This is a genomic window from Blautia sp. 210820-DFI.6.14, from assembly GCF_020558815.1.
GTDB lineage: Bacteria > Bacillota > Clostridia > Lachnospirales > Lachnospiraceae > Blautia_A > Blautia_A obeum.
This window is the reverse complement of record NZ_JAJCKS010000015.1, coordinates 13,239-36,854: the sequence shown is the minus strand read 5'-3', so window position 1 is coordinate 36,854 and position 23,616 is coordinate 13,239. Positions and strand designations below refer to the sequence as shown.

Below are 23,616 nucleotides of genomic sequence, written 5' to 3'. Positions count from 1 at the left end.
GCGTTCATTATATCATATCACTATATTCTTATCTCTAAATTTTCTATAAAATCCATGAAAAAACGGTAGTTTTGAAAACCGTTGTTTATTTTACAGATATTTCTTAAGATTTTCGACTTTGTCCAGTTTTTCCCATGGAAGATCTACATCTGTACGTCCGAAATGTCCGTAAGCAGCAGTCTGTTTGTAGATTGGTCTTCTCAGGTCAAGCATACGGATGATTCCTGCCGGACGAAGATCGAAGTTGTCACGAATGATCTCAACTAGTTTTGTATCGGAAAGTTTGCCTGTTCCGAATGTGTTCACATTGATGGAAGTAGGTTTTGCTACACCGATTGCATAAGAAAGCTGGATTTCACATTTGTCAGCCAGTCCTGCTGCAACAATATTCTTTGCAACATAACGTGCTGCATAAGCTGCGGAACGGTCAACTTTTGTGCAGTCTTTACCGGAGAAAGCACCGCCGCCGTGACGTCCTGCTCCACCGTAAGTATCAACGATGATCTTACGACCTGTAAGTCCACTGTCACCATGAGGTCCACCGATTACAAAACGTCCTGTAGGATTGATGAAATATTTTGTCTCGTCATCAACCATATCAGCAGGAATGATTTCATCGAACACATATTTTTTGATATCTTCATGAATCTGTTCCTGTGTAACTTCCGGATCATGCTGTGTAGAGCATACAACTGCATCGATACGGATCGGTTTTCCTTCTTCGTTATATTCAACAGTTACCTGTGTTTTTCCGTCTGGTCTTAAATATGGCAGAGTTCCATCTTTGCGGACTTTTGTCAGCTGACGTGCAAGTTTGTGTGCCATGTTGATCGGATATGGCATATATTCTTCTGTTTCATTGGAAGCATATCCAAACATCATACCCTGGTCTCCGGCACCGATCGCATCGATCTCGTCTTCACCCATTTTTGCTTCCAGAGCTTTATCAACTCCCATTGCGATGTCTGTGGACTGCTCATCGATTGCTGTGATAACTGCACATGTTTCTGCATCAAAACCGTATTTTCCACGTGTATAGCCGATTTCTCTTACGGTATCTCTTACGATTTTCTGGATGTCAACATAAGCACTTGTTGTGATCTCACCCATTACAAGTACAAGACCTGTTGTTGTTGCTGTCTCGCATGCAACACGTCCCATCGGGTCTTCTTTCATGATTGCGTCAAGAATCGCATCAGAAATGGCATCGCACATTTTGTCCGGATGGCCTTCTGTTACTGATTCAGAAGTAAATAAAATTTTTTCTTTCTCCATTGTTAACCTCTTTCTGTAAATAATCAGTTAAATGTTCTACGAATTACTCCATTGCTCTGCAATTCTCGTAATTCTGCAATCAACAACAAATAAGACAGCCCCAACAACAGGACTGTCTTGAAATTTATTTCAATCCTCTTATTGTTCGATGTCTCGCTCAGGTTGGCACCTTCCTCATACATAAAGGGGTTGCCGTGGCTTCTCAGATCCTTTGTATCTCCACCACTCTGAATAAAAGGCCGTTTTATTTAGTTATTCTTAGTTGATATTGCAGTACATACAATATACTCATTTTATATAATTGTCAAGTATAAGAAGTGACAATTTTTATCATCCTACGCGAAGACGGAATTTCTGGATTTCTTTCTCGCTGGAAACTTTCTCAATCTCAGCACCGAGACTTCTCAGTTTCTCTTCGAAATTCTCATATCCACGCTGGATATAAACGATATCATCAACAACAGTGATTCCGTCTGCTGCCAGACCTGCAATGACAAGTGCTGCTCCTGCACGGAGATCCGGTGCACTTACTCTTGCGCCTGTCAGTTTCTTGACACCGTCGATGATTGCTGAATTACCTTCGACTTTAATGCATGCTCCCATTCTGGAAAGCTCGTCCGCATATTTGAAACGGTTTTCAAAAATACTCTCCGTAACAATACTGGTTCCTTCTGCAAGTGCCAGAGTTACTGCGATCTGCGGCTGCATATCTGTCGGATATCCCGGATAAGGAAGTGTCTTCACATGTGTGCGGTGAAGTCTCTTGCCTGCACGTACACGTACAGCATCATCAAATTCTTCAACCTCACAGCCGATTTCTTCCAGTTTGGCTGTAGTTGCTTCCAGATGTTTTGGGATAACATTCTTAACGGTAACATCACCACCAGTTGCTGCAGCTGCGAACATAAATGTTCCGGCTTCAATCTGATCCGGGATGATGGAATATTCAGTACGGTGAAGTTTCTCAACACCTTTGATACGGATAACATCTGTACCTGCACCTTTGATGTTGGCGCCCATGCTGTTCAGGAAGTTCGCAACATCAACGACATGCGGCTCTCTTGCTGCATTCTCAATGATCGTACGTCCTGACGCCATAGATGCTGCCATCATGATATTGATCGTAGCTCCTACAGAAACTACATCCAGGAAGATATGACTTCCGTGAAGATTCTCTGTCTCGGCAACGATCGCACCGTGAAGAATATTCACAGATGCACCAAGTGCACGGAATCCTTTGAGATGCTGGTCTATCGGACGACTTCCGATGTTGCATCCGCCAGGAAGCGGTACTTCTGCATGTTTGTATTTACCAAGTAATGCACCCAGAAGATAATAGGATGCACGGATTTTTTTAATATATTCATAATCAACGCTGATGTCGTTGATCGTAGAACCATTGATTTTTACTGTAGATCTGTCAATTCGCTCTACCTGTGCGCCAATACCGGCGATTGCTTCCAATAAAACATTAATGTCTCTTACATCAGGCAGGTTCTCGATAAGGATTGTTTCATCCGTCATAATTGCTGCAGAAAGAATTGCAAGTGCAGCATTTTTGGCGCCACCAATTTCTACTTCTCCCACTAACGGGTTGCCGCCTTTAATTACATACTGTTCCATAAAGCACCTCTATAATTATTTTCACTCCGTAAGCCGAAGCAAATATCAGAAATTTATTATCAGACTTTTAAAAACTTTTAATACTTTGTTAAAAAGCTCAGTTTCGTATTATAACACAAATTTCACATTTGTAAATAAAAATTTCCTCTGTACGCTTCTGCTCCCCTGCTTTTCAATGGTTACTCTTACTTTTCTTTCAGTGTTTTCAAAAGAATCTCCAGACTTGCTTCCAGATCTTTCCCCTCTTCATCTATCACAATATCTGCGTACTTTTCGTACAATGGAGTTCTTTCTTCATACAGATTCGTAAGGGTCTGTCCTTCTCTCAGCAAAACGCCTCTGCCCTTCAGATTTCCGAGTCGCTTTGAAAGAGCATTTAAAGACAATTTCAAATACACAACGGTTCCTATGGATTTCAGATGTTCCATGGCTTCTTCGCAGTAAACAACGCTTCCACCTGTTGCAATGACCGTATTCTCTGCCTCTATTGATGCATTGACACGATTCTCAACATCTTTAAATCCTTTATATCCTTCTTCTTCTATGATTTCGGACAGGCGTCTCTTTTCCTGTTTCTGAATCAGAAGATCGGAATCAAGGAACTGATAGCCCAATACCTTCGCCAGTACAACCCCTATTGTACTTTTTCCTGCTCCCGGCATTCCTATCAACGTTATATTATTCATAAAATTTCTTTTCTCCTGTCTCTTATGAATTGCTTAAAGAATATTTTACCATAAACAGCAGTATTCTGCAATCTCTTTTAAATCAAGGCTTGGCGGTCTTTTTCGTTTTTGGGGGAACAGTTTTTTTACGTTTTTTTACACTGTATCCAAAAGTTCCCAGCTTCTTTCCTGTGCCAAGATATTCTCCATGAGAATAGACCAGCGGTCTGGCTTTGTTCAGGTCAAAACGATTATTTTCGTCCATATAACGTTCGTCTGCATGAACTGCAACAACCTCTGCCAGAAACATATGATGTGAACCAAGCTCTCTGATTTCTTTTACTCTGCATTCGATTGATACCGGAGCCTCTTTTATCATCGGTGCTTTTACGATATCCGCCTTTTCTCTCGTAAGTCCAGTCTCTTTGAATTTATCTACATCACGTCCGGATCTGACTCCACAGTAATCCGTTGCTGCAGCAAGTTCTTCTGTTGTCAGATTGATCACGAATTCTCCGGTTTCTTTTATCATGTGATAGGAAAAACGCTCCGGTCTTACTGAAATATAAGCCATCGGAGGATTGGTACAGATGGTACCGGTCCATGCAACCGTTATAATATCATCCTGCCCTTTCCCATCTGTAACGCTCACCATGACTGCCGGGATCGGGTAGATCATATTGCCTGGTTTCCATGTTTGTTTTGCCATTTGTTTTCCTCCGATTTATACGTAATCGCTGCCGATCATCTGTGCGGCCTCCATAAGTGGCGGAATCAGCTGTTTCTTACGTGATACGACACCTTTCAGATAAATCGTTCCATCCTTAGGTTCAATCTTAAATGCATTGACAGCCATTTCCTCACTTTCCTCGCCATAGAACAGAAGTTCTGTAGACTGCTCCATAATATCTGTCAGCATAAAGTATACTCTTGATACACCGTGACGTCCGCATTCGCTGACCATAAACGGAATCAGACGCTCTTTGATCTCGCGCAGTTCATCTGCATCCATGGAGCTGATCTGACCTACACCGAAGCAGATATCTCCCTCTGCAATAAACTTCTTGTAATCCTGATAGAAGATTTCCTCCGGAGATTTGTCTTTCAGATTGCTTCCTGCCTTAAACATTTCTCTTGCAAATTCTTCAATGGAAATGTCTGCAATAAGTGCAAGTGCACCTGCAGCCATTTTGTCCTGCAGTGTACAGGTCGGAGAACGGAACATCAGTGTATCAGAAATGATCGCAGCGCAGAGAAGTCCGGCGATTTTAGGCGGAATCTCCAGTTTCTGTTCTCCATACATCTGATACATGATCGTGCCTGTACAGCCAACCGGCTGATTGCGGAAACTGATCGGCTGCATTGTCTGCAGTGTGCCCAGTTTGTGATGATCAATGATCTCCATGATATCAGCCTTATCAATATTATCTACAGCCTGGTCTTTTTCATTATGATCTACCAGAACCACTTTTTTCCTGTGCATGTCCAGGAAATTACGTCTGGAAATCGTACCAATACATTTGCCTTTTTTGTTGATGACCGGGAATGCACGATGACGATGTTTGATCATTACTTCCTGAATATCATCTGTAAAATCTTCTGTGTTAAATGTAACCAGATTATCTGTTTTCATGATATATTTAACAGGAATACTCTGATTGATCAGACGTGAGATCGTAAAGGTATCATACGGAGAAGAAATAATGACGATATCTTTTTCGTGAGCCAGTTTCAGAACTCTTTCAGTAACTTCGATTCCAAGTCCAACAATGATGCAGCTTACATTCTGCTCGATTGCCTGCAGGTGATCTTCTTCACGGTTTCCCATGATGATCATATCATTTTCTTCAACATATTCTTTCATTTTATCCGGATTGGCAGTACCAACCATGATCTTGCCCTGGATAAAATATCCATGTGCGTTACCTTCGATCACTTTTCCTCCGATTGTCTCAGCGATTCGCTGATACTGCGTTCTCGCTCTGGAAAGAAGATAACTGTCTGTTGTATCCATATATGTTTTTGCAATATCACCAATTGTGATCAGGCCTTCCAATGTGCCGTCTTTTTCACGAATCGGCAGAGAAACGATGCTGTTTTCCTGCATCAGATCCCATGCATTTTTCAGTGACATGCTCTTATTTGCTTCCGGACTCAGGCGGATATCCATATCCTTTACCTGTGTTCCGATATTGCTTAAGTATCCTGGTGGCTGTACTCCAAAACGATTCAGTACGTATTCTGTTTCTTCATTGATCTGTCCTGCACGTTTTGGAATATATCTGCTTTCCTGCGTAGTTCTGTTTTTGATATCACAATAGGCGATTGCAGAACAGATGGAATCTGTATCCGGATTTTTGTGTCCGATAACAAAAATTTTTTCCTGATTTTTCATAAAAATAAAATCCTCTTATTAATTAATCTAATTTAATGTTTGCAAAAAGTGATCCCAGAGAAGTCGTTGCCTGCTCTCCTGCATCCGGCACTTCGTAAACCTCTTCTTCGATTTCCTTTGCCATCATATCTGTTGCTTCTTTGATGCTGAGACTGAGTTTGCCATCTTTGATCGCAGTAACTTTGACCTTTACCGTATCTCCCACTGCCAGAACCTCTGATGGTTTCTTGATCCTTTTTTCACAGATCTGTGAAATGTGAACCAGGCCGGAAAGTCCATTTCCAAGATTTACAAATGCCCCATATGGCTGAAGACTCTCTACAGTTCCTTCTGTTACAAGACCAATCTCCAGGTTTGAAACTTTATTTTTTCTTTCTTCTTCCTCTTTTGCTCTGAGAATTTCTTTGGCAGAAAGAATCAGTTTCTTACTTTCTTTGTCTACATCCAGCACCTGTACCTGAATCGGTTTATTCAGATATTCTTCTGTGTCCTCCACATAATTCAGTGCAAGTTTGGATGCTGGAATAAATCCCCTTACACCTTCCACATACGCAATAACACCGGCATTTGTGATTCCTTTTACTACAACATCCAGCACTTCACCGGATTCTTTCAGTTCTTTTAATTTATCCCATGCCAGCACGTCTACTGCCTCAACTCTGGAAAGAAGAATATTTCCCTGTCCATCGTCTTTTCTTACAACTGTTGCAGAGACTTCATCTCCTTCATGTACTTCATCCTTCAGGCTGAATCCCGGTTCTCTGCTGTAGTTTTCTGCCGGAATCACGCCCTCTGCATAATATTTCAGATCAAGGATTACTTCTTTTTCATCTACACTGATTACAGTCCCTGTAAGAATATCGCCTTCTTCTATTGTTTTCATAGACTCTTCCAGTTCTTTTTCATAATCTTTCATTGATTCAGCCATGATTTTCCGTTCTCCTTTACTTATACTTGTTATTCTTTATTTATTATCTGTATTATAGCATGCCACATGTTTTCGCAATGCATTTCCTTCAATACATTCTTTTGTACCCTTATATCAATTATATTATAACCTGTAAAATAAAAAAAGCCCCCAAAATAGGGGCTTATAAACGAGGAGTGCCCCGGCAGTGGTTTACCGGGGCGATTATTATGAAAAAATTTATGTGTAATGAAGAACATTACAACGTCTGTTTTGTGTAGCTCTTTCGAACTATCCTTATAGTACCAGTCATTTATGAACATAGTATGAACAAGTCATGAACCTTTCGTGTATTTGCACAATTTTTTCGTTTTTCATCCTCGTTTTTTATAAAAATGTAACATATGGTTTTTTTATGTTATTTTACTTGTTGTGTATTTTATACATTGTCATATAACAGAACTCTTCTTAGTTCAGAAATCCTTTTACAAGCTCAACAAGTTTGCCAAGAATTCCCTTCACATCTTCTTTCGTAATTCCAAGGCTTTCCAGTTTGTCATACACTTTGTTTACCTGAGATCTCAGCTCATTCTCATCCAGATCCATGTTTTTGAATTTATTGTACAACTGAATTAATGTGGATTTGTCAGAATCAGAAAGAGTTACCCCTAATTCTCCAGCTGCAACATCCAGTGCACTGCTGATCTGATCATCTGTTACATTTACTGTTCCCAGAGTTTCTTTGGCAGCGATAATAAGATCTACCACTTTATCCGGATCTGATAACAGGTCATCTACTCCACTCTGCTCCAGAAGTTCTACTGCCTGATCTACAGCAGCATCGGTTGTCTGATCTGCATAAACCATGGCAGGTGCAGTACATGTAAGAGCTCCTGCAAGAATAAATGCGCTTAATTTGTTTATTTTCATCATTTTAATTACCTCCTGAATAAATACAATTACATTTTCTATCAATGATACGAACTGCATTATAACACACTCTGAAAAAAAAGCTGTAAAATATTCTTAATTCATAGAACTTTCGACAATCGTTCACTTTTTTTTCATAAGTTAAACATGATTCCATCACAATTTCTGGATATACTAAGACCATAAAAATAATACAGCCAACATTATTTTTATAAAATTTTCTTTTTCATATGTTGATTGCCGAAAAGCAATCAACTCTCCTTCCTTTTAAATTTAATAAATATTACTATAAAAGGCATCCGACCAGCCACCGGATGCCTTTTATAGTTGTTATTTTTATTATTTCATATCTACAAAAATATCTGCCAGTGCAGCAAACTGTTCCAGGGTAAGAGCCTCACCTCGGATATTCAGTGGAAGTCCACATTCCGTGATTGCCTGCTCAACCTGTTCTTTGGTAAACTGCAGCTCCTGTGAATTTTTTAATCCGTTTGCCAGTGTCTTTCTTCTCTGGTTAAAAGAAGCGCGGATAATACGGAACATCAGCTTTTCATCCTTTGCCTGTACCGGCGGATTCTGATGTCTGGTCAGCCGGATCACTGCACTGCCAACCTTCGGTCTCGGCATAAAACAGTTCGGCGGAACATTTGCCACGATCTCCGGTTTTGCATAATACTGTACTGCCAGTGATAAAGCGCCATAATCCTTGGATCCGGGACCTGTCTGCATTCTGTCTGCAACTTCTTTCTGAACCATTACCGTAATGGAATCTACAGGCACATGACTTTCAAACAGTCCCATGATGATCGGTGTTGTTATATAATACGGCAGATTTGCCACAACTTTGATCGGACGTCCCTGATTCTTTTCATCTGCGATCTTCCGGATATCTGTCTTCAGGATATCACCATGTATCACAGATACATTATCCCACTCTTTCAGCGTATCCTGAAGAATCGGGATCAACGCGTCATCAATCTCAACTGCAGTAACCTCTCTGGCCGCATCTGCCAGATACTGAGTCATCGTTCCGATTCCTGGTCCGATTTCCAGTACAAAATCATCTTTTGTAATTTCAGATGCCTCAATGATCCTGTCCAGAACACGGGTATCAATCAGAAAATTCTGACCAAACCTTTTCTGGAACACAAATCCGTACTTTTGAAGAACTTCAATGGTATATTTCGGGTTTCCAAGATAAGGTCTGGTCATAATTTCCTCCTGTTGCGTATGCTCATTTTAATTTTTCAGCTGAAATCTTTCTCGTAAAGTACCATGTATCCGTCAGGATTGACTTTCTTCTTGCCTATCAGCTTGCGAAGTCCGCCTTTGGATTTTGCAATGGCATTATCAATGATTTCTTTGACAGCGCCTACATTCATCGGCTGATCTTCTTTCTGGCTTGTACTGATCAGATTATACAGTGCAAGCATACCCATCTGATCAATAGTATATCCATTTTCTCTTGTGTACACTTTTGCAAAGTTAACAAGCTCATCATTGGTAAATACCGGAATATTGATCATAGATGTAAATTTGGATGTAAATTTCGGGAATCTCGCAATCAGTTTACGCATACCGATCTTTTCATCTTCGATGATAACGATCAGACCGTCTGTACGGAATTCCATTGCTTTGTTCAGCTGATTTACTGTTTCTTTGGTAAGCTGATTTGCGTTTTCGATAACCAGGAATCCTCCTGCCATCTTGCTGACGATCTCTGCAATATTCTTGCCATTGATCTGATCTGCAAATACATAGGCAACTTTGGATGCATCCAGATTCAGCTCTTTGCAGATTGCAGGAATCAGACTTGAGATCAGGCGGGTTTTTCCGGTTTCACGACCACCCATAACAATCACGTTACCTGTTCTGGATGTTTTATCTGCAGCACCCATCTGTACATCACAAAGCGTATCAAGGATCTGTTCTTTCAGTCCAGGTACTTTTGCAAAGTATGTAAAGAGCTTCTCTTCATCCTCTGTAAGTACTTTTTCCCTCGTAATTATATCTTCTGCATTTTTCTTAGGCTGCATAGAATCGATCAGCTGTTCCATTTCTTCTTCTTCTGAAACCGGTTTTTTTGCTTTTTTCGCAGGTTTGGATTTCTTAACTTCTCTGACAGGAATCTCCATTGTCTCTGCATTATCAATATCATTGAGGAAATCCATTCCTTTCAGCAGATCATCCTCATCTTCATAACCATCTTCTTCTCCGAAATCTTCATCATCTTCCATCAGAGAATCAAATTCATCTGTTTCCGGTTCTTCCTGATCATTCTCATCGGATTCCGTTTCATCCTGTTCCGGCTCGGCTGCTTTTCCTGCCGGACCATTCATAAATTCATCCTCTGCACTCTGAAGATCTTCTTCGGACATATATTCTTCATCGTCCTCCGGAACAGTTTCCTGAACCTCTTCAGCTGGTTTCTTTGCCGGAATCGGTCCTTTCGGAATTTCAATTCCCTGGGCAGACGCAGCTGCAAGGATCGTATCTTCAAGATTAAATTCAAAATCATCTGAAGATGCATTTTCTGCACCTGGCAGGCAAATATCCGGTGCTTTTGGAATTTCTATTTCTTCAGGATTATCCAAATTCATATTCTTCATGGATTCCGGAATTTCAAGCTCCGGCATTTTCATTTCAACCGGCTGTTTTTCTGTATTCTCAGCCGCTTTATCTTCCTTCTCAGCTTCAACATTTTCAGCAGGCTCAGCTGCTTCCAGAGTATCCTCTGATTCCAGTATCTCCGTATTTTCTCCGGCAGTCGGTTCTTCCGGACCGCTCTTGATTTCCTCTTCGGTAACCTGCTCGATCATTTCTTCCATATTGCTGAAAACAGACTGTCCTGGATTCTTAGGCGGATGGATCATTGCATCTTCCGGCTCAAGTTCCGGAACATTCACATCAGTCTCATCAGAAGAAATGTCTTTGATAAGTTCCTCCTGGACTTCTTCCGGAGCTTCCTGTTCTTCTTTCATGAAATCTTCTTCAGTTTCTTTCTTTTTGTTTCCACTGAAGATATCTCTGATACCTTTCGAAATTTTTTCCTGAAGACTTTCTGCACTGTTGACATCTCTCTCATCGATTGCTACGCTCTCGATCACAGGTCCGTCCTCTTCTGCAGTTTTCACTTCCTGCGCAGGCTTTTCTTCATTGATAGAATCCGCATCTTCTACAGGTGTAAGTTTTGGAATAAACTGACTGTCATATTTTTCTTTTTCTTCTCCCGTCAGCATTCCCATTCTGTTCTTGAGATCCAGTGCCTTCATAACGTATTTTCCGTCACTGAACCAGAGAACCATTTCATCACAAAGACTCAGACACTTCTGAGTATCTCCATTCTGATAATACAGTTTTGCCAGTTCATAAGACCAGCGCTCTGTAAATTCTTTCTCTTTGTATTCTTCCAGGATTCTGATCTGTTCATCCAGAGAAACCTGTTTTTCCTTGCAGATTTTGTACTTGAGGATATATCTGGTGTTATCATTTGGTGCAACCTCCAGAAATTCCTCATAAAATTCTTCTGCTTCGCTGATATCCTTCATCTTGAGGGATACTTCAATTAAGCGATATAAAATATTTTTGCCAATCGGTGCTCTGTGATAAGCCAGAAGGAAGATTTCCTTACTGTCTTCGTATCTTTTATTTGCTGCATAGATTTCTCCAACAACACATAAGGTACGAACATTCTTAACACGACGCCAGTCAATACTGTCTACCACTTCCATGGCATCCTTGTAATTTTTCTTTTCTACAAGACGATTTATTTCTTCGAGTTTGATCCGAAATTCCTCTTTATCCAATGCCTTCACCAACTTTCCAATATTAAAAACAGTGTAACATATGCCATAATGCTTGTCAAAATATGATAACCACAAAAATGCTTTAATTTACAGGGTTAAACACTTCTCCTTTTACCACTTTGAAAACTTTGTTGATATGAAACTGGTGGCTCACAAAATCATCCAGTCCCGTACAAGTGATCAGTGTCTGTATATCATGAATGCTGTCCAGCAGATATGTCTGTCTGTTGCTGTCCAACTCTGAAAGTACATCATCCAGAAGAAGTATCGGCGTATCTTTGATTTTTTCTTTTACCAGATAGATTTCTGAAAGTTTCAAAGACAGGGCCGCTGTTCTTTGCTGTCCCTGTGAACCAAATTTTCGGATATCGATCCCGTTTACCATAAAACACAGATCATCTCTGTGTGGACCGGCAGATGTCATTTTCATCCGCATATCACGTTCTCTGTTTTTTTTCAAAGTTTCTTCAAAGCATTCTGACTCTGTACTCGGTTCGTAAATGACCTCAAGATGTTCTTCTCCACCCGTCAGATTACGATGGATATCCTGAATCACATCATTCAGGTCTCTGACAAAATCCCGTCTTTTATCAATGATCTTTTTTCCGTACTGCAACATCTGAATATCCCAGATCTCCAGTGTTTCCCGTAAAGAAGGATTCTGGTAAAGATCTTTCAGAAGACGGTTTCTCTGATTTACGATATGATTATATCCTGCCAGATCCGTCAGATATATCTGGTCAAGCTGGCATAATTCCAGATCCATAAATCTTCTTCTCTCACCAGGTCCGTTTTTGATGATATTCAGATCCTCCGGTGAGAAAAAAACAAGATTTACGATTCCAAATAATTCCCTGGCTTTTTTAATCGGTAATCCATTGATTGCCACGCCTTTTGCCTTATTTTTACGAAGATGCATATCGATCTTATAAGAAAGCTCATCCTTTTTTACCATCATTCGAATATGAGATTCTTCCTCTCCAAAACGAATGATTTCTTTGTCTTTACTTCCTTTATGTGATTTCGTTGTCCCACAAATATACACAGATTCCAGAATATTGGTTTTACCCTGCGCATTATCTCCATAAAAAATATTGGTTCCTTTATCAAAATCCAGCTGCAGATCCTGATAATTTCTGAAATTCTTAAGTTCTATCGATTCTATATACATAATTATCTGATGACTTTGATTTCCTGATCTTCAAAAGTGATCACATCACCTTCATAAACCTTACGGCCTCTTCGCTGGTCAACTTCACCATTTACCTGAACAAGACCATCCTGAATCGCATACTTTGCTTCCACTCCGTCTTCTACGACTCCGGCAAGTTTCAAAGCCTGTCCGAGTTTTATAAATTCATCTCTGATTTTGATTTCCAAATCATTCACCTCTTATCTGGACTGATTCTATTTTTATCTATTCTGATTCTGACTGATATTTACCGGCAGGATCAGGTATGTGTAGTTTTCTTCATCATCTCTGATAAAACATGGTGCTTTCGGGTTCATCAGATACATATGAATTACTTCATCATCAATAACTTTCAAAGCATCGATCAGGAATTTCGGGTTGAATCCGATGAGAATATCTTTACCATCTTTTTCAATATCAATCTCTTCATTCATGGAACCCATAGCAGAATCGATTTTCAGTTCCATGCTGTTATCTTTGATCTCGATTACGATTGGTTTTTTGTCGCCTTCTCGTACCAGAAGTGTTGCTCGGTCAATACAGTCAAGGAATTCTTTTTTGTTTACGCTGACTTTTGTATCGTAATCACTGGAAAGCATCTGATCAATGCGGAAATATTCTCCTTCGATCAGTCTGGAAACAACCATCGTCTGATCAAATTCAAACAGAATATGATTTTTTGTAAAATAGATACTTACCTGATCGTCAATTTCACCGGACAGGATCTTGCTGATCTCACTTAATGTTTTTCCCGGAACAACGATCTTGCGATCTGAATAATCTTTTTTCAGAGGCATCTTACGGATAGAGATACGATGACCATCCAGAGAAACAATTTTTAGACAATTGTCTTTAATTTCAAATAATTCCCCGGTCATCAGGCGGTTATTTTCATTAACTGCAATGGAAAAGATTGTCTGACGAATCATTTCTTTCAAAGTAAACTGAGAAAGAGTCAGTGATTCATCTTTTTCAATAACCGGAAGATATGCAAAATCTTCGCCTGCTTTGCCCGGAATTGTAAATTTGGCTTTTTCACAGGTGATCGTAGCTACGAAATTGCTGTCTGTGGTAATGGTTACATCATTATCCGGAAGTCTTCGAATGATTTCATAGAAGATTTTTGCATCAAGAGCAACCATACCTTTTTCTTCAATATGACCATCAACGATTGTTTCAATACCAAGTTCCATGTCATTGGTAGTAAATTTGATCTGGTTTGTTGTTGCATCCATAAGAATACATTCAAGAATTGGCATTGTTGTTTTGGATGGTACAGCTTTCAAAGATATATTTACGCTTTTTAAAAGATTACTTTTGGAACAGATGATTTTCATGATGTGTATAACTCCCTTCCTGTTTCAGAATTGGCTTTATAAATAAAAATATATAAAGAAATCCGCCGTAGCCGCCTTAGGGGGGTGTGAATATGTGAAAAAGTCTTTCAAACCTTGAAAAACGGGGATTTCTTTACTGTATAACTCCGTGTATAAACGACTTTCAAAGTTAAAAGTGTGTGTGGAAAAGTCTCTTAACCTTGTGGATTAATTTTTTTCCTTAACGTATCAATGGAGTTTTTGAGGTTATCATTTGTCTTTAATTCGTTCTCAATCTTCTCTATCCCGTGCATAACTGTGGTATGGTCACGGTCTCCCAGATTTTTGCCGATTGTTTTGAGCGAAGTATCTATAATATCACGGCACAGATACATTGCAATCTGTCGTGGCATAACGATTTTGGAGCTTCGTTTATTGCCGCAGAGATCTGCAACGGTTACGTGATAATGCTCAGCAACTACAGAAATAATGTAATCTGGAGTGATCACCTTCTGTTCATCCGGTGAAATAATGTCTTTTAATGCCTGTTCGGCAAGTTCCAGGGTTACTTCTTTCTTTTCCAGTTTGGAGCTGGCCATGACTTTGTTGAAAGCACCTTCCAGTTCTCGGATATTGGATTTGATATTTGTTGCGATATATTTGATGACTTCTTCGCTGATATTATAGCCTTCCAGTTCTTCTTTTTTATGAAGAATAGCCATTCGTGTCTCATAATCCGGAAGGGTGATATCTGCGATCAACCCCCATTCGAATCTGGAACGGAAACGTTCTTCCAGGATTTCCATATCTTTTGGCGGTTTATCAGAAGATATGATGATCTGTTTTTTCGCACTGTGCAAACTGTTAAAGGTATGGAAAAATTCTTCCTGTGTAGATTCCTTTCCTATAATAAACTGAATATCATCGACAAGAAGAACATCGATGTTTCTGTATTTTTCACGGAATTTGGACATTGCTGAGTTGTTTCCGTTTCGGATCGTTTCAATCAGTTCATTGGTAAATTCTTCACTGGTAACATACAAAACTTTGCTGTTTTCATCGTGCTCAATAATATAATGAGCGATGGAATGCATAAGATGGGTTTTACCAAGGCCGGCACCTCCATAGATAAACAGCGGGTTGTATGTATCTCCCGGAGATTCAGCAACTGCAAGGGCTGCGGCCTGTGCAAATTTATTATTGTTACCGACGATAAAGGTATCAAAAATATATTTGGGATTGAGGTGAGCTTCTTCACAGCGACGGTCAATATCGGTAAGACCTGTTTCTGCTGCAGCATTAGTATAAGAAGAAACTTCTTTTTTGGGTGCCTCATCAGGAGATATGAATTTGACTTCGCATTCATCCATGCCGGTTATTTCGCAAATAGTAACCTGAAGGAGAAGCTTATACTTCTTATTAAGAAGGTTTATTAAAACAACCTGTTCTGAAGGAACAAGAATCGTAATCACATTATCCTTGACATCATAGACTTTTAGCGGCTTCAGCCAGGTATTAAAGGCAACATCGCCTACATCGTAATCTGCTTTAACGGTTTGCAGAATTTTATCCCAATTTTCAATCACTTTATCCATGTTTCTATCTCCTGGTTTTTTGAAAGTTTATTGTATAAGTCAAAAGACATAAATATCCTTTTATATATTATAATAAATTCGCGTGATTAGCAACGGTTAATTGGGGGTATAAAGGGGGAAAATTCACAGGTTACGGGGATAGTTTTCCACTTTGTCCACATGTGTATAACCATGAAATGGTGGATAAAATGCCATAAGTTTACATAACATAGGAAATAGTGGAAAAATGACTATGGGGATTGTGTATAAGTGTATCCACACTGAAAAAGATGTAAAATAAAGGCTTTTTTCAGGATACTGTGTAAAAAACAGTCGAAAAATGGGGATAAAAACACAGGAAAAATTAGAGTTATCCACAAGTTATCCACAAAAAGTGGATAACTTTACGTTAACCATAACTTTCCACATAGATGTGTGGGTTAATCCACAATTGGCTGAAATGCTGATATTTCTTGAGATTTTTAATATTTTGGCTTGACGAACAGGGTCATTATGAATATAATTGAAATGATGTTCTAGGAAAATATTACGAATACGCTATAATAGATAAAGGAGGTGCTTTACCTATGAAAATGACATTTCAGCCAAAGAAAAGATCCAGAGCTAAAGTTCATGGATTCAGAGCTCGTATGAGCACAAAGGGTGGCCGTAAAGTATTAGCTGCCAGAAGATTAAAAGGAAGAAAACAGTTATCAGCCTAAAGATATAAGACCGCAGTTGATGTGGTCTTTTCTTCTATAATGAAAAAAGGAGGATTCGATGAAATATTCAGAGTCCTTAAAGAAAAACAGAGATTTTCAACAGGTTTACAAGCGTGGAACATCAAAAGCAAATCGGTATCTGGTGATGTACGTGCTGCCTAATCAGCACATGATGAATCGTCTGGGAATATCAGTAAGTAAAAAAGTAGGGAATAGTGTGGTTCGCCACAGACTCACCAGGCTGATCAGAGAAAGCTATCGTTTAAATGAAGAAAAATTTGACAGAAATCTTGATATTGTAGTGATCGCCCGTAATTCTGCAAAGGACAGAAGTTATCAGGAGATTGAGAGTGCCTTTATGAATCTGGCACAGAAGCATGCAATTGCAGGAGGAACGGATGAAGAAACTTCTTATTAAAATGATACGACTCTATCAGATCTATATTTCACCGATGAAGAGAACGAAGTGTCCTTATATTCCCACATGTTCTCAATATGGTTTGGAAGCAATCGAAAAATATGGTGCGCTTAAGGGAGGATTACTTGCAGTATGGAGAATATTACGCTGTAATCCTTTTTCTCATGGAGGATATGATCCCGTACCATAAGGTGGATGAGGTGGTTTCAGGTAACTGCTTCATAAGATTATCCAGGAGGAACTAGAAAATTGGAAAGTATGATTTTGGCTACTAAGAGTGGTACCCCGATCATTGGTCAGATTGCAGTCGTAATGGGATGGATCATGAATGCAATCTACAAAGTACTGGATATGGTCGGAATCCAGAACCTTGGTCTTTGTATTATCATTTTCAGTATTCTGATCTATCTTTGTATGACTCCTCTGCAGATCAAACAGCAGAAGTTTTCTAAACTGAGTGCGATCATGCAGCCTGAGATTCAGAAAATTCAGAAGAAATATCAGGGTAAAAAAGATCAGGATTCTATGATGAAGATGCAGGAAGAAACACAGGCAGTATATCAGAAATATGGTGTATCTGCGACAGGAAGCTGTGTACAGCTTGCTATCCAGCTGCCGATTCTGTATGCTCTGTATCAGGTAATCCAGAACATTCCTGCATATGTTGGCAGTGTTTACAATGTATTCAATGGTGTCTGCACAAAGATCCTTGCAGTAGATGGATTTACAGATATCATCAATAATTTTATTGCAGATAACAAAATGACACGAGTAAGACAGGTTACAGATAATGCAGATTCTATCGTAGATTTCCTGTATGCTCTGTCTCCATCACAGTGGAAATCCTTACAGGATATCAGCCAGTTTTCTGGATTTTCAGATCAGATCAGCAAGACTGCTTCTGAAATTCAGAAGATGCAGACATTTGGTGTTCTGAACATTGCTGATCAGCCACTGAGTTATATCAAAACAGGATCACTGATCCTTATTATTGCAGCTCTTGCAATTCCGCTTCTTTCATGGGCTACACAGATGCTGAATCTGAAGCTTATGCCACAGGCAGCGACGCAGAATGGCAATGATGATAACAATGCCATGGCAAGTTCCATGAAGACGATGAACACAGTAATGCCTCTTATGTCCGCATTCTTCTGTTTTACCTTCCCGGTAGGTCTTGGTATTTACTGGATCGCCAGTGCGGTAGTAAGAAGTATTCAGCAGCTGCTTATCAACCGCCATCTGAATAAGATGAATATCGATGACCTCGTAAATGAAAATATGAGAAAAATGGAAGCCAAGAGAGCAAAAGAAGGACTTCCGCCTCAGAAGATCACAAACCAGGCTCATCAGAGTGCCAAAAATATCAATAAAGTAGAAAAAGGCATGAGCGGTACTGATGAAGCAAATCGTGCAAAAAAAGTAGAAGAAGCTTACAAGAATGCATCTCATGCAAAAGCCGGAAGTATCACAGCCAAGGCAAATCTTGTAAGAGATTTCGAAGAACGTAATAAGAAGAAATAAGGAAAGGAAGGTCGGGTTTTTACTATGGATGAATATATGCAGTTTTCAGCCAAAACAAAGAACGAGGCAATTACAAAGGCATGTATTGAACTGGGTGTATCCAGTGATCAGCTTGATATTCAGGTAGTCAGCGAAGGAAGTTCCGGATTTTTTGGAATCGGAAGTAAACCGGCAATTATCAAAGCTCGTAAAGTAGATGATAATTCTGAAGAAAAAGAAATCGAAAAAATCGTTGATTCTGTTAAAATTAATGCTTTTAAAGAAGATACCGTAAAAGAAACACAGAAATCTGCACCGAAATCCGTTTCCAGACAGAACGATGTGAAACCGGAGACTAAGACAGAAACCGCAAAAGCATCAAAAGAAGAAAAACAGCCGAGACCTGCAAAAGAAAAACCTGCAAAAGAGAAACCGGTAAAAGAACAGAAAGAAAGACCGGCGAAAGAAAAACAGGTAAAAGCATCAAAACCGATCGAAATCATTACAGATCCGGAAGAAATCAAAGATATTGAAGAGAGAGCACTTGTATTCCTTCGCGATGTATTTGGTTCCATGGATCTTGGAGAAGTTCAGATCACTTCAAAATACAATACAACAGACGGTTGTCTGGAAGTTGATTTTGAAGGAGAAGATATGGGCATCCTTATCGGTAAGAGAGGACAGACACTGGATTCTCTCCAGTATCTGACAAGCCTTGTTGTAAATAAAGGCAAATCCGATTATATCCGTGTCAAACTTGATACAGAGGATTACAGAAGACGTCGTAAAGAGACTCTGGAAAACCTTGCAAGAGGAATTGCCTACAAGGTGAAAAAGACCAGAAAACCTGTTGTACTTGAGCCGATGAATCCATATGAAAGAAGAATCATCCACTCTGCACTGCAGGGAAATAAATTTGTTGAAACAGTCAGTGAAGGTGAGGAACCTTACCGTCATGTAGTTGTTAAATTAAAAAGATATTAATATATGAATCTAAAAAAGATGTTATTCTAGGTGAAAGCGTGAATAACACGTCTTGACGTGTGTGCTTACCTGGGGTAACATCTTTTTTGTAAAGTTCTGAAAGCAATCGATTTTGTAAAAATAAATATTAAAATATCTGTGTTAACAGATATTACCATGGAGGAAATATGGACGCAACAATTGCAGCAATCTCTACAGCAATGAGTGCTTCAGGTATTGGTATTGTCCGTATCAGTGGCGAAAATGCTATGGATGTGATCGCGAAGATCTATCGTTCCAAAAACGGAAAAAAAGATATTCGTACAGTCGTCAGCCATACCATTCATTATGGATTTATCTATGATGGAGAAGAAGTTGTAGATGAAGTACTGGTTATGATCATGAGAGGACCTCACACATATACGGGTGAGGACACCGTAGAAATAGATTGTCATGGCGGTGTATATGCCATGAAACGCGTTCTGGAAACTGTTCTAAAAAATGGTGCGGTGATCGCAGAACCGGGAGAGTTTACAAAAAGAGCATTTCTGAACGGAAGGCTGGACCTGTCTCAGGCAGAGGCAGTTATGGATGTCATTCAGGCAAAGAATTCCATGGCACTCAAAAGTTCTGTCGAACAGTTAAAGGGTTCTGTACAGCGGGCTGTTAAAGAAATTCGTGCAAGACTGCTTCACCAGATTGCATATATAGAAACGGCACTGGATGATCCGGAACATTTTGACCTCACAGACTATCCACAGGAACTGCAGAAAATTGTGGAAAAAGAGAGTGAAAATATCAGTGAACTGTTGAAAACAGCGGACGATGGAAGAATGATACAGGAAGGAATCAAGACGGTTATCCTTGGAAAACCAAATGCAGGAAAGTCATCTCTTCTGAATTTTCTGGTTGGAGAAGACCGGGCAATCGTTACAGAAATTGCCGGAACGACAAGAGATATTCTGGAGGAATATATTTCTCTGAACGGGATCACGCTTCGCGTGATCGATACCGCTGGAATCCGTGAAACGGAAGATGTTGTCGAAAAGATCGGAGTCGGTAAGGCAAAACAAATGGCGGAAAATGCAGATCTGATCCTTTATGTTGTGGATTCTTCACTGCCGCTGGATGATAATGACCGCGAGATCATGGAATTACTTTCCGGACGGAAGAGTATCGTAATTTACAATAAAACAGATCTTGAGGCGGCTGTTGATATTGAAGAATTAAAGGAAAAAACAGGAAGCCCGGTCATTCCGGTATCTGTTGTGGAAGAAACCGGAATCAGTCAGCTGGAGGATGAGATTAAGAGGATGTTTTTCCATGGAGAGCTTTCCTTTAACGATGAGGTATATATTACAAATGCCCGTCATAAGGCCGCACTTGAAGAATCAAAGGAAAGCCTGAAGCTTGTAATGGACAGTATTGCTATGGGAATGTCCGAGGACTTCTTTTCCATTGACCTGATGAATGCGTACGAGAGTCTTGGACGCATCGTGGGTGAATCTGTGGGAGAAGACCTTGTAAACGAGATTTTCAGCAAATTCTGCGTTGGTAAATAAGAAGGGAAGATAAATAATGGAGACAAAAACACTGGAAAAAACCTGTGATATTGTTGTAGTAGGAGCGGGACATGCAGGCTGTGAAGCATCACTTGCCTGTGCACGTCTGGGACTGGATACAGTAATGTTCACGGTAAGCGTAGACAGTATTGCCTTAATGCCATGTAACCCGAATGTCGGCGGCAGCTCCAAGGGACATCTGGTAAAAGAACTGGATGCGCTTGGCGGAGAGATGGGAAAAAATATCGACAAAACTTTTATTCAGTCAAAGATGCTGAACAGTTCCAAGGGACCGGCAGTCCATTCACTGAGAGCACAGGCAGACAAACAGGCCTACAGCACAGAGATGAGAAAGACTCTGGAAAATCAGGAAAATCTGACCATTAAACAGGGAGAAGTCACAAAGCTTCTCGTGGAAGAAGGCAAAATTACAGGAGTGCAGCTTTATTCAGGTGCAGTTTATCACTGCCAGGCAGTTGTACTCTGCACAGGAACGTACCTGAAAGCAAGATGTATCTACGGTGATGTCAGCAATTATACCGGACCAAATGGACTGCAGGCGGCCAATTATCTGACAGATTCACTCAAAGAGCTTGGAATCGAGATGTTCCGCTTCAAGACAGGAACACCGGCACGAATTGCCGGAAATACGATCGATTATTCCAAAATGGAAGAGCAGTTTGGCGATGAAAGAGTAGTTCCATTCTCATTTTCAACGGATCCGGAGTCTGTACAGATCCAGCAGAAGTCCTGCTGGCTGACTTATACAAACGAAAAAACGCATGAGATCATCCGTAATAATCTGGACCGTTCGCCATTGTATTCCGGTATGATTGAAGGTACCGGACCGAGATACTGTCCATCTATCGAGGACAAGGTCATTCGTTTTGCGGATAAAAAACGTCATCAGGTATTTATTGAACCAGAAGGACTTTATACGAATGAAATGTATATTGGAGGTATGTCCAGTTCTCTTCCGGAAGATGTACAGGATGAAATGTACCATTCTGTTCCGGGACTGGAACATGCAAAGATTGTTAAGAATGCCTATGCAATTGAGTATGACTGCATCAATCCACGGCAGCTGTATCCGACGCTGGAATTCAAAAAGATCAAAGGTCTGTTCAGTGGCGGACAGTTTAACGGAAGCTCCGGATATGAAGAAGCAGCAGCACAGGGGCTGATTGCCGGAATCAATGCAGCCATGGAGGTAAAAGGCCGGGAACAGCTGGTTCTGGACCGTTCCGAAGCTTATATTGGAGTACTGATCGATGACCTGGTTACAAAAGAAAACCATGAACCGTATCGAATGATGACAAGCCGTGCAGAATATCGTCTTCTGCTGAGACAGGATAATGCAGATCTTCGTCTCCGTAAAAAAGGATATCAGGTTGGTCTGATCGATGAAGAAACATATCAGGCAGTTCTTCGAAAAGAAGAGGCAATTCAGAAAGAAATCGAGCGTACCGAACATGCAACGATCGGCGGAACACCGGAGGTCCAGAAATTGCTGGAAGAAAAAGGAAGTACACTTCTGAAATCCGGAACAACGATTGCAGAACTGATCCGCAGACCGGAATTGAACTATGAAGATCTGGCACCAATTGACAAAGAAAGACCGGAGCTTTCATGGGATGTGAAGCAGCAGGTAGAGATCAATCTGAAATATGAAGGATATATCAAGAGACAGCTGAAGCAGGTAGAGCAGTTCAAAAAACTGGAAGCAAAGAAAATTCCGGAAGACCTGGATTATGAAAAGGTTGGCAGTCTTCGTATCGAAGCAAGGCAGAAACTGGAAGAATACCGTCCAATCTCTATTGGACAGGCATCTCGTATTTCAGGCGTATCTCCTGCGGATATCTCTGTACTGCTGGTTTATCTTGAACAATACAGAAGAAATTCAAATTCCTGAGAATAGGAGGATATAATATTGTCTTATGATCTGAAAGTACTGGAGCAAGGGTGTGAAGAACTCGGAATTGCTCTGAATGATACACAGAAACAGCAGTTTATTGCTTTTTATGAATATCTGGCAGAAAAAAACAAGGTCATGAACCTGACTGGTATTACCGAGTTTCAGGAAGTGCTGGTAAAGCATTTCCTGGACAGTCTTGCCTGTGTGAAGGCAGTAGATATGACAAAAGTCAGCAAAATTATGGATATAGGAACAGGAGCCGGATTTCCGGGAGTACCACTTAAGATTGCGTTTCCGCATCTGGAAGCCTGTCTTCTTGACTCATTGAAGAAGAGAGTTAATTTTCTCGAAGAAACATTTGCTCTTCTGAAACTGGAAAATATTACTGCAATTCATGGCAGGGCAGAAGAATTTGCCAAAAATAAAGCATACCGTGAGCAGTATGATCTGTGCGTATCCCGCGCGGTTTCCAATCTGGCTACGTTGTCTGAGTACTGTCTTCCATATGTAAAAGTGGGCGGAAATTTTATTTCTTACAAGTCTGGAACGGTTCAGGAAGAACTGCAGCAGGCAGAAAAAGCAGTTAAGATCCTCGGCGGCAAGATTCAGGATGTAGTTTATTTTAATCTTCCGGATTCTGAAATCCAGCGTTCTCTCGTTGTGATCGAGAAAATGAAACCAACACCGGGCCGCTATCCGCGTAAGGCAGGAACACCACTGAAAGAGCCTCTTTCATAAACAGAAACTGTTTTTAGAAAAACTATTTCAAAAATACGTTTTATTTTCACAAAATCATCACAAATTTATCCAATTTTTATCACAACTTCCTCATAGAATATTTTCAGAGCAGACG

At 40.2% G+C, this 23,616-nt stretch carries 21 protein-coding genes and 1 riboswitch; of the genes, 8 read left to right on the top strand and 13 right to left on the bottom strand.

Annotated elements, in window-relative coordinates; all coding sequences use genetic code 11:
- Positions 1-90 precede the first annotated feature (90 nt).
- The 13 genes from metK to dnaA form a co-directional block, all read right to left on the bottom strand.
- A complete protein-coding gene (metK, locus tag LI112_RS11485) occupies positions 91-1,275 on the bottom strand; it encodes a methionine adenosyltransferase (protein WP_055056464.1) in 1,185 nt (394 codons plus the stop codon).
- Positions 1,276-1,410: 135 nt separating this feature from the next.
- Positions 1,411-1,513: riboswitch (SAM riboswitch) on the bottom strand.
- Between the two features lie 92 nt (positions 1,514-1,605).
- The gene (locus LI112_RS11480; RefSeq protein WP_005423907.1) at positions 1,606-2,898 is read right to left on the bottom strand and encodes a UDP-N-acetylglucosamine 1-carboxyvinyltransferase; all 1,293 of its coding nucleotides are present in this window, start codon (positions 2,896-2,898) and stop codon (positions 1,606-1,608) included.
- 185 nt (positions 2,899-3,083) lie between these two features.
- On the bottom strand, positions 3,084-3,584 hold the full coding sequence (locus tag LI112_RS11475) for a shikimate kinase (protein ID WP_005423905.1): 501 nt from the start codon (positions 3,582-3,584) through the stop codon (positions 3,084-3,086).
- Positions 3,585-3,666: 82 nt separating this feature from the next.
- Positions 3,667-4,272, bottom strand: coding sequence for a flavin reductase family protein (locus LI112_RS11470; protein ID WP_005423903.1), 606 nt, complete (start codon positions 4,270-4,272; stop codon positions 3,667-3,669).
- Positions 4,273-4,287: 15 nt separating this feature from the next.
- Positions 4,288-5,958, bottom strand: a complete 1,671-nt coding sequence (locus LI112_RS11465) for a putative manganese-dependent inorganic diphosphatase (protein ID WP_227190756.1) — start codon at positions 5,956-5,958, stop codon at positions 4,288-4,290.
- A gap of 22 nt (positions 5,959-5,980) precedes the next feature.
- Positions 5,981-6,886, bottom strand: a complete 906-nt coding sequence (locus LI112_RS11460; protein ID WP_117639688.1) for a S1 RNA-binding domain-containing protein — start codon at positions 6,884-6,886, stop codon at positions 5,981-5,983.
- Positions 6,887-7,333: 447 nt separating this feature from the next.
- The gene (locus LI112_RS11455) at positions 7,334-7,798 is read right to left on the bottom strand and encodes a DUF1002 domain-containing protein (protein ID WP_022388851.1); all 465 of its coding nucleotides are present in this window, start codon (positions 7,796-7,798) and stop codon (positions 7,334-7,336) included.
- Between the two features lie 336 nt (positions 7,799-8,134).
- Positions 8,135-9,007 (bottom strand): 16S rRNA (adenine(1518)-N(6)/adenine(1519)-N(6))-dimethyltransferase RsmA, encoded by an 873-nt coding sequence (gene rsmA, locus LI112_RS11450; RefSeq protein ID WP_005423882.1) that lies wholly within the window; start codon positions 9,005-9,007, stop codon positions 8,135-8,137.
- 35 nt (positions 9,008-9,042) lie between these two features.
- On the bottom strand, positions 9,043-11,601 hold the full coding sequence (locus LI112_RS11445; protein ID WP_255646981.1) for a hypothetical protein: 2,559 nt from the start codon (positions 11,599-11,601) through the stop codon (positions 9,043-9,045).
- Positions 11,602-11,683: 82 nt separating this feature from the next.
- Positions 11,684-12,772, bottom strand: coding sequence for a DNA replication/repair protein RecF (recF, locus tag LI112_RS11440; protein WP_227190754.1), 1,089 nt, complete (start codon positions 12,770-12,772; stop codon positions 11,684-11,686).
- Positions 12,773-12,774: 2 nt separating this feature from the next.
- Entirely contained in the window at positions 12,775-12,981 is a 207-nt protein-coding gene (locus LI112_RS11435) for an RNA-binding S4 domain-containing protein (protein ID WP_022388848.1), read from the bottom strand.
- 33 nt (positions 12,982-13,014) lie between these two features.
- Positions 13,015-14,130 (bottom strand): DNA polymerase III subunit beta, encoded by a 1,116-nt coding sequence (gene dnaN / locus LI112_RS11430; RefSeq protein WP_022388847.1) that lies wholly within the window; start codon positions 14,128-14,130, stop codon positions 13,015-13,017.
- A gap of 194 nt (positions 14,131-14,324) precedes the next feature.
- Positions 14,325-15,704, bottom strand: coding sequence for a chromosomal replication initiator protein DnaA (dnaA, locus tag LI112_RS11425; RefSeq protein ID WP_005423870.1), 1,380 nt, complete (start codon positions 15,702-15,704; stop codon positions 14,325-14,327).
- Between the two features lie 566 nt (positions 15,705-16,270).
- Between dnaA and rpmH the strand changes: the two genes are divergently transcribed.
- The 8 genes from rpmH (at position 16,271) to rsmG (ending at position 23,501) form a co-directional block, all read left to right on the top strand.
- The gene (gene rpmH, locus LI112_RS11420) at positions 16,271-16,405 is read left to right on the top strand and encodes a 50S ribosomal protein L34 (RefSeq protein ID WP_005423866.1); all 135 of its coding nucleotides are present in this window, start codon (positions 16,271-16,273) and stop codon (positions 16,403-16,405) included.
- A gap of 58 nt (positions 16,406-16,463) precedes the next feature.
- Complete coding sequence (gene rnpA, locus LI112_RS11415) at positions 16,464-16,823, top strand: ribonuclease P protein component (protein WP_005423864.1); 360 nt, start codon at positions 16,464-16,466, stop codon at positions 16,821-16,823.
- Positions 16,804-17,013, top strand: coding sequence for a membrane protein insertion efficiency factor YidD (yidD, locus tag LI112_RS11410; protein WP_005423862.1), 210 nt, complete (start codon positions 16,804-16,806; stop codon positions 17,011-17,013). The genes rnpA and yidD overlap by 20 nt, the downstream gene beginning before the upstream one ends.
- 68 nt (positions 17,014-17,081) lie before the next feature.
- Complete coding sequence (locus LI112_RS11405) at positions 17,082-18,344, top strand: YidC/Oxa1 family membrane protein insertase (protein ID WP_055066492.1); 1,263 nt, start codon at positions 17,082-17,084, stop codon at positions 18,342-18,344.
- A gap of 24 nt (positions 18,345-18,368) precedes the next feature.
- The gene (gene jag, locus LI112_RS11400) at positions 18,369-19,307 is read left to right on the top strand and encodes an RNA-binding cell elongation regulator Jag/EloR (protein WP_055066468.1); all 939 of its coding nucleotides are present in this window, start codon (positions 18,369-18,371) and stop codon (positions 19,305-19,307) included.
- Between the two features lie 167 nt (positions 19,308-19,474).
- Positions 19,475-20,848 (top strand): tRNA uridine-5-carboxymethylaminomethyl(34) synthesis GTPase MnmE, encoded by a 1,374-nt coding sequence (mnmE, locus tag LI112_RS11395; RefSeq protein ID WP_044925332.1) that lies wholly within the window; start codon positions 19,475-19,477, stop codon positions 20,846-20,848.
- Between the two features lie 16 nt (positions 20,849-20,864).
- Positions 20,865-22,760 carry a tRNA uridine-5-carboxymethylaminomethyl(34) synthesis enzyme MnmG gene (mnmG, locus tag LI112_RS11390; protein WP_227190753.1) on the top strand — a complete coding sequence of 632 codons (1,896 nt, stop codon included), beginning with the start codon at positions 20,865-20,867 and terminating at the stop codon, positions 22,758-22,760.
- A gap of 18 nt (positions 22,761-22,778) precedes the next feature.
- Positions 22,779-23,501, top strand: a complete 723-nt coding sequence (gene rsmG / locus LI112_RS11385; RefSeq protein WP_022388841.1) for a 16S rRNA (guanine(527)-N(7))-methyltransferase RsmG — start codon at positions 22,779-22,781, stop codon at positions 23,499-23,501.
- Positions 23,502-23,616: the final 115 nt, after the last annotated feature.

Excerpts from the sequence above, each read along its gene's own strand:
- metK (WP_055056464.1), bottom strand. The coding sequence starts at position 1,275 with ATGGAGAAAGAAAAAATTTTATTTACTTCTGAATCAGTAACAGAAGGC.
- LI112_RS11480 (WP_005423907.1), bottom strand. The coding sequence starts at position 2,898 with ATGGAACAGTATGTAATTAAAGGCGGCAACCCGTTAGTGGGAGAAGTA.
- LI112_RS11475 (WP_005423905.1), bottom strand. The coding sequence starts at position 3,584 with ATGAATAATATAACGTTGATAGGAATGCCGGGAGCAGGAAAAAGTACA.
- LI112_RS11470 (WP_005423903.1), bottom strand. The coding sequence starts at position 4,272 with ATGGCAAAACAAACATGGAAACCAGGCAATATGATCTACCCGATCCCG.
- LI112_RS11465 (WP_227190756.1), bottom strand. The coding sequence starts at position 5,958 with ATGAAAAATCAGGAAAAAATTTTTGTTATCGGACACAAAAATCCGGAT.
- LI112_RS11460 (WP_117639688.1), bottom strand. The coding sequence starts at position 6,886 with ATGGCTGAATCAATGAAAGATTATGAAAAAGAACTGGAAGAGTCTATG.
- LI112_RS11455 (WP_022388851.1), bottom strand. The coding sequence starts at position 7,798 with ATGATGAAAATAAACAAATTAAGCGCATTTATTCTTGCAGGAGCTCTT.
- rsmA (WP_005423882.1), bottom strand. The coding sequence starts at position 9,007 with ATGACCAGACCTTATCTTGGAAACCCGAAATATACCATTGAAGTTCTT.
- recF (WP_227190754.1), bottom strand. The coding sequence starts at position 12,772 with ATGTATATAGAATCGATAGAACTTAAGAATTTCAGAAATTATCAGGAT.
- dnaN (WP_022388847.1), bottom strand. The coding sequence starts at position 14,130 with ATGAAAATCATCTGTTCCAAAAGTAATCTTTTAAAAAGCGTAAATATA.
- dnaA (WP_005423870.1), bottom strand. The coding sequence starts at position 15,704 with ATGGATAAAGTGATTGAAAATTGGGATAAAATTCTGCAAACCGTTAAA.
- rpmH (WP_005423866.1), top strand. The coding sequence starts at position 16,271 with ATGAAAATGACATTTCAGCCAAAGAAAAGATCCAGAGCTAAAGTTCAT.
- rnpA (WP_005423864.1), top strand. The coding sequence starts at position 16,464 with ATGAAATATTCAGAGTCCTTAAAGAAAAACAGAGATTTTCAACAGGTT.
- yidD (WP_005423862.1), top strand. The coding sequence starts at position 16,804 with ATGAAGAAACTTCTTATTAAAATGATACGACTCTATCAGATCTATATT.
- LI112_RS11405 (WP_055066492.1), top strand. The coding sequence starts at position 17,082 with ATGATTTTGGCTACTAAGAGTGGTACCCCGATCATTGGTCAGATTGCA.
- jag (WP_055066468.1), top strand. The coding sequence starts at position 18,369 with ATGGATGAATATATGCAGTTTTCAGCCAAAACAAAGAACGAGGCAATT.
- mnmE (WP_044925332.1), top strand. The coding sequence starts at position 19,475 with ATGGACGCAACAATTGCAGCAATCTCTACAGCAATGAGTGCTTCAGGT.
- mnmG (WP_227190753.1), top strand. The coding sequence starts at position 20,865 with ATGGAGACAAAAACACTGGAAAAAACCTGTGATATTGTTGTAGTAGGA.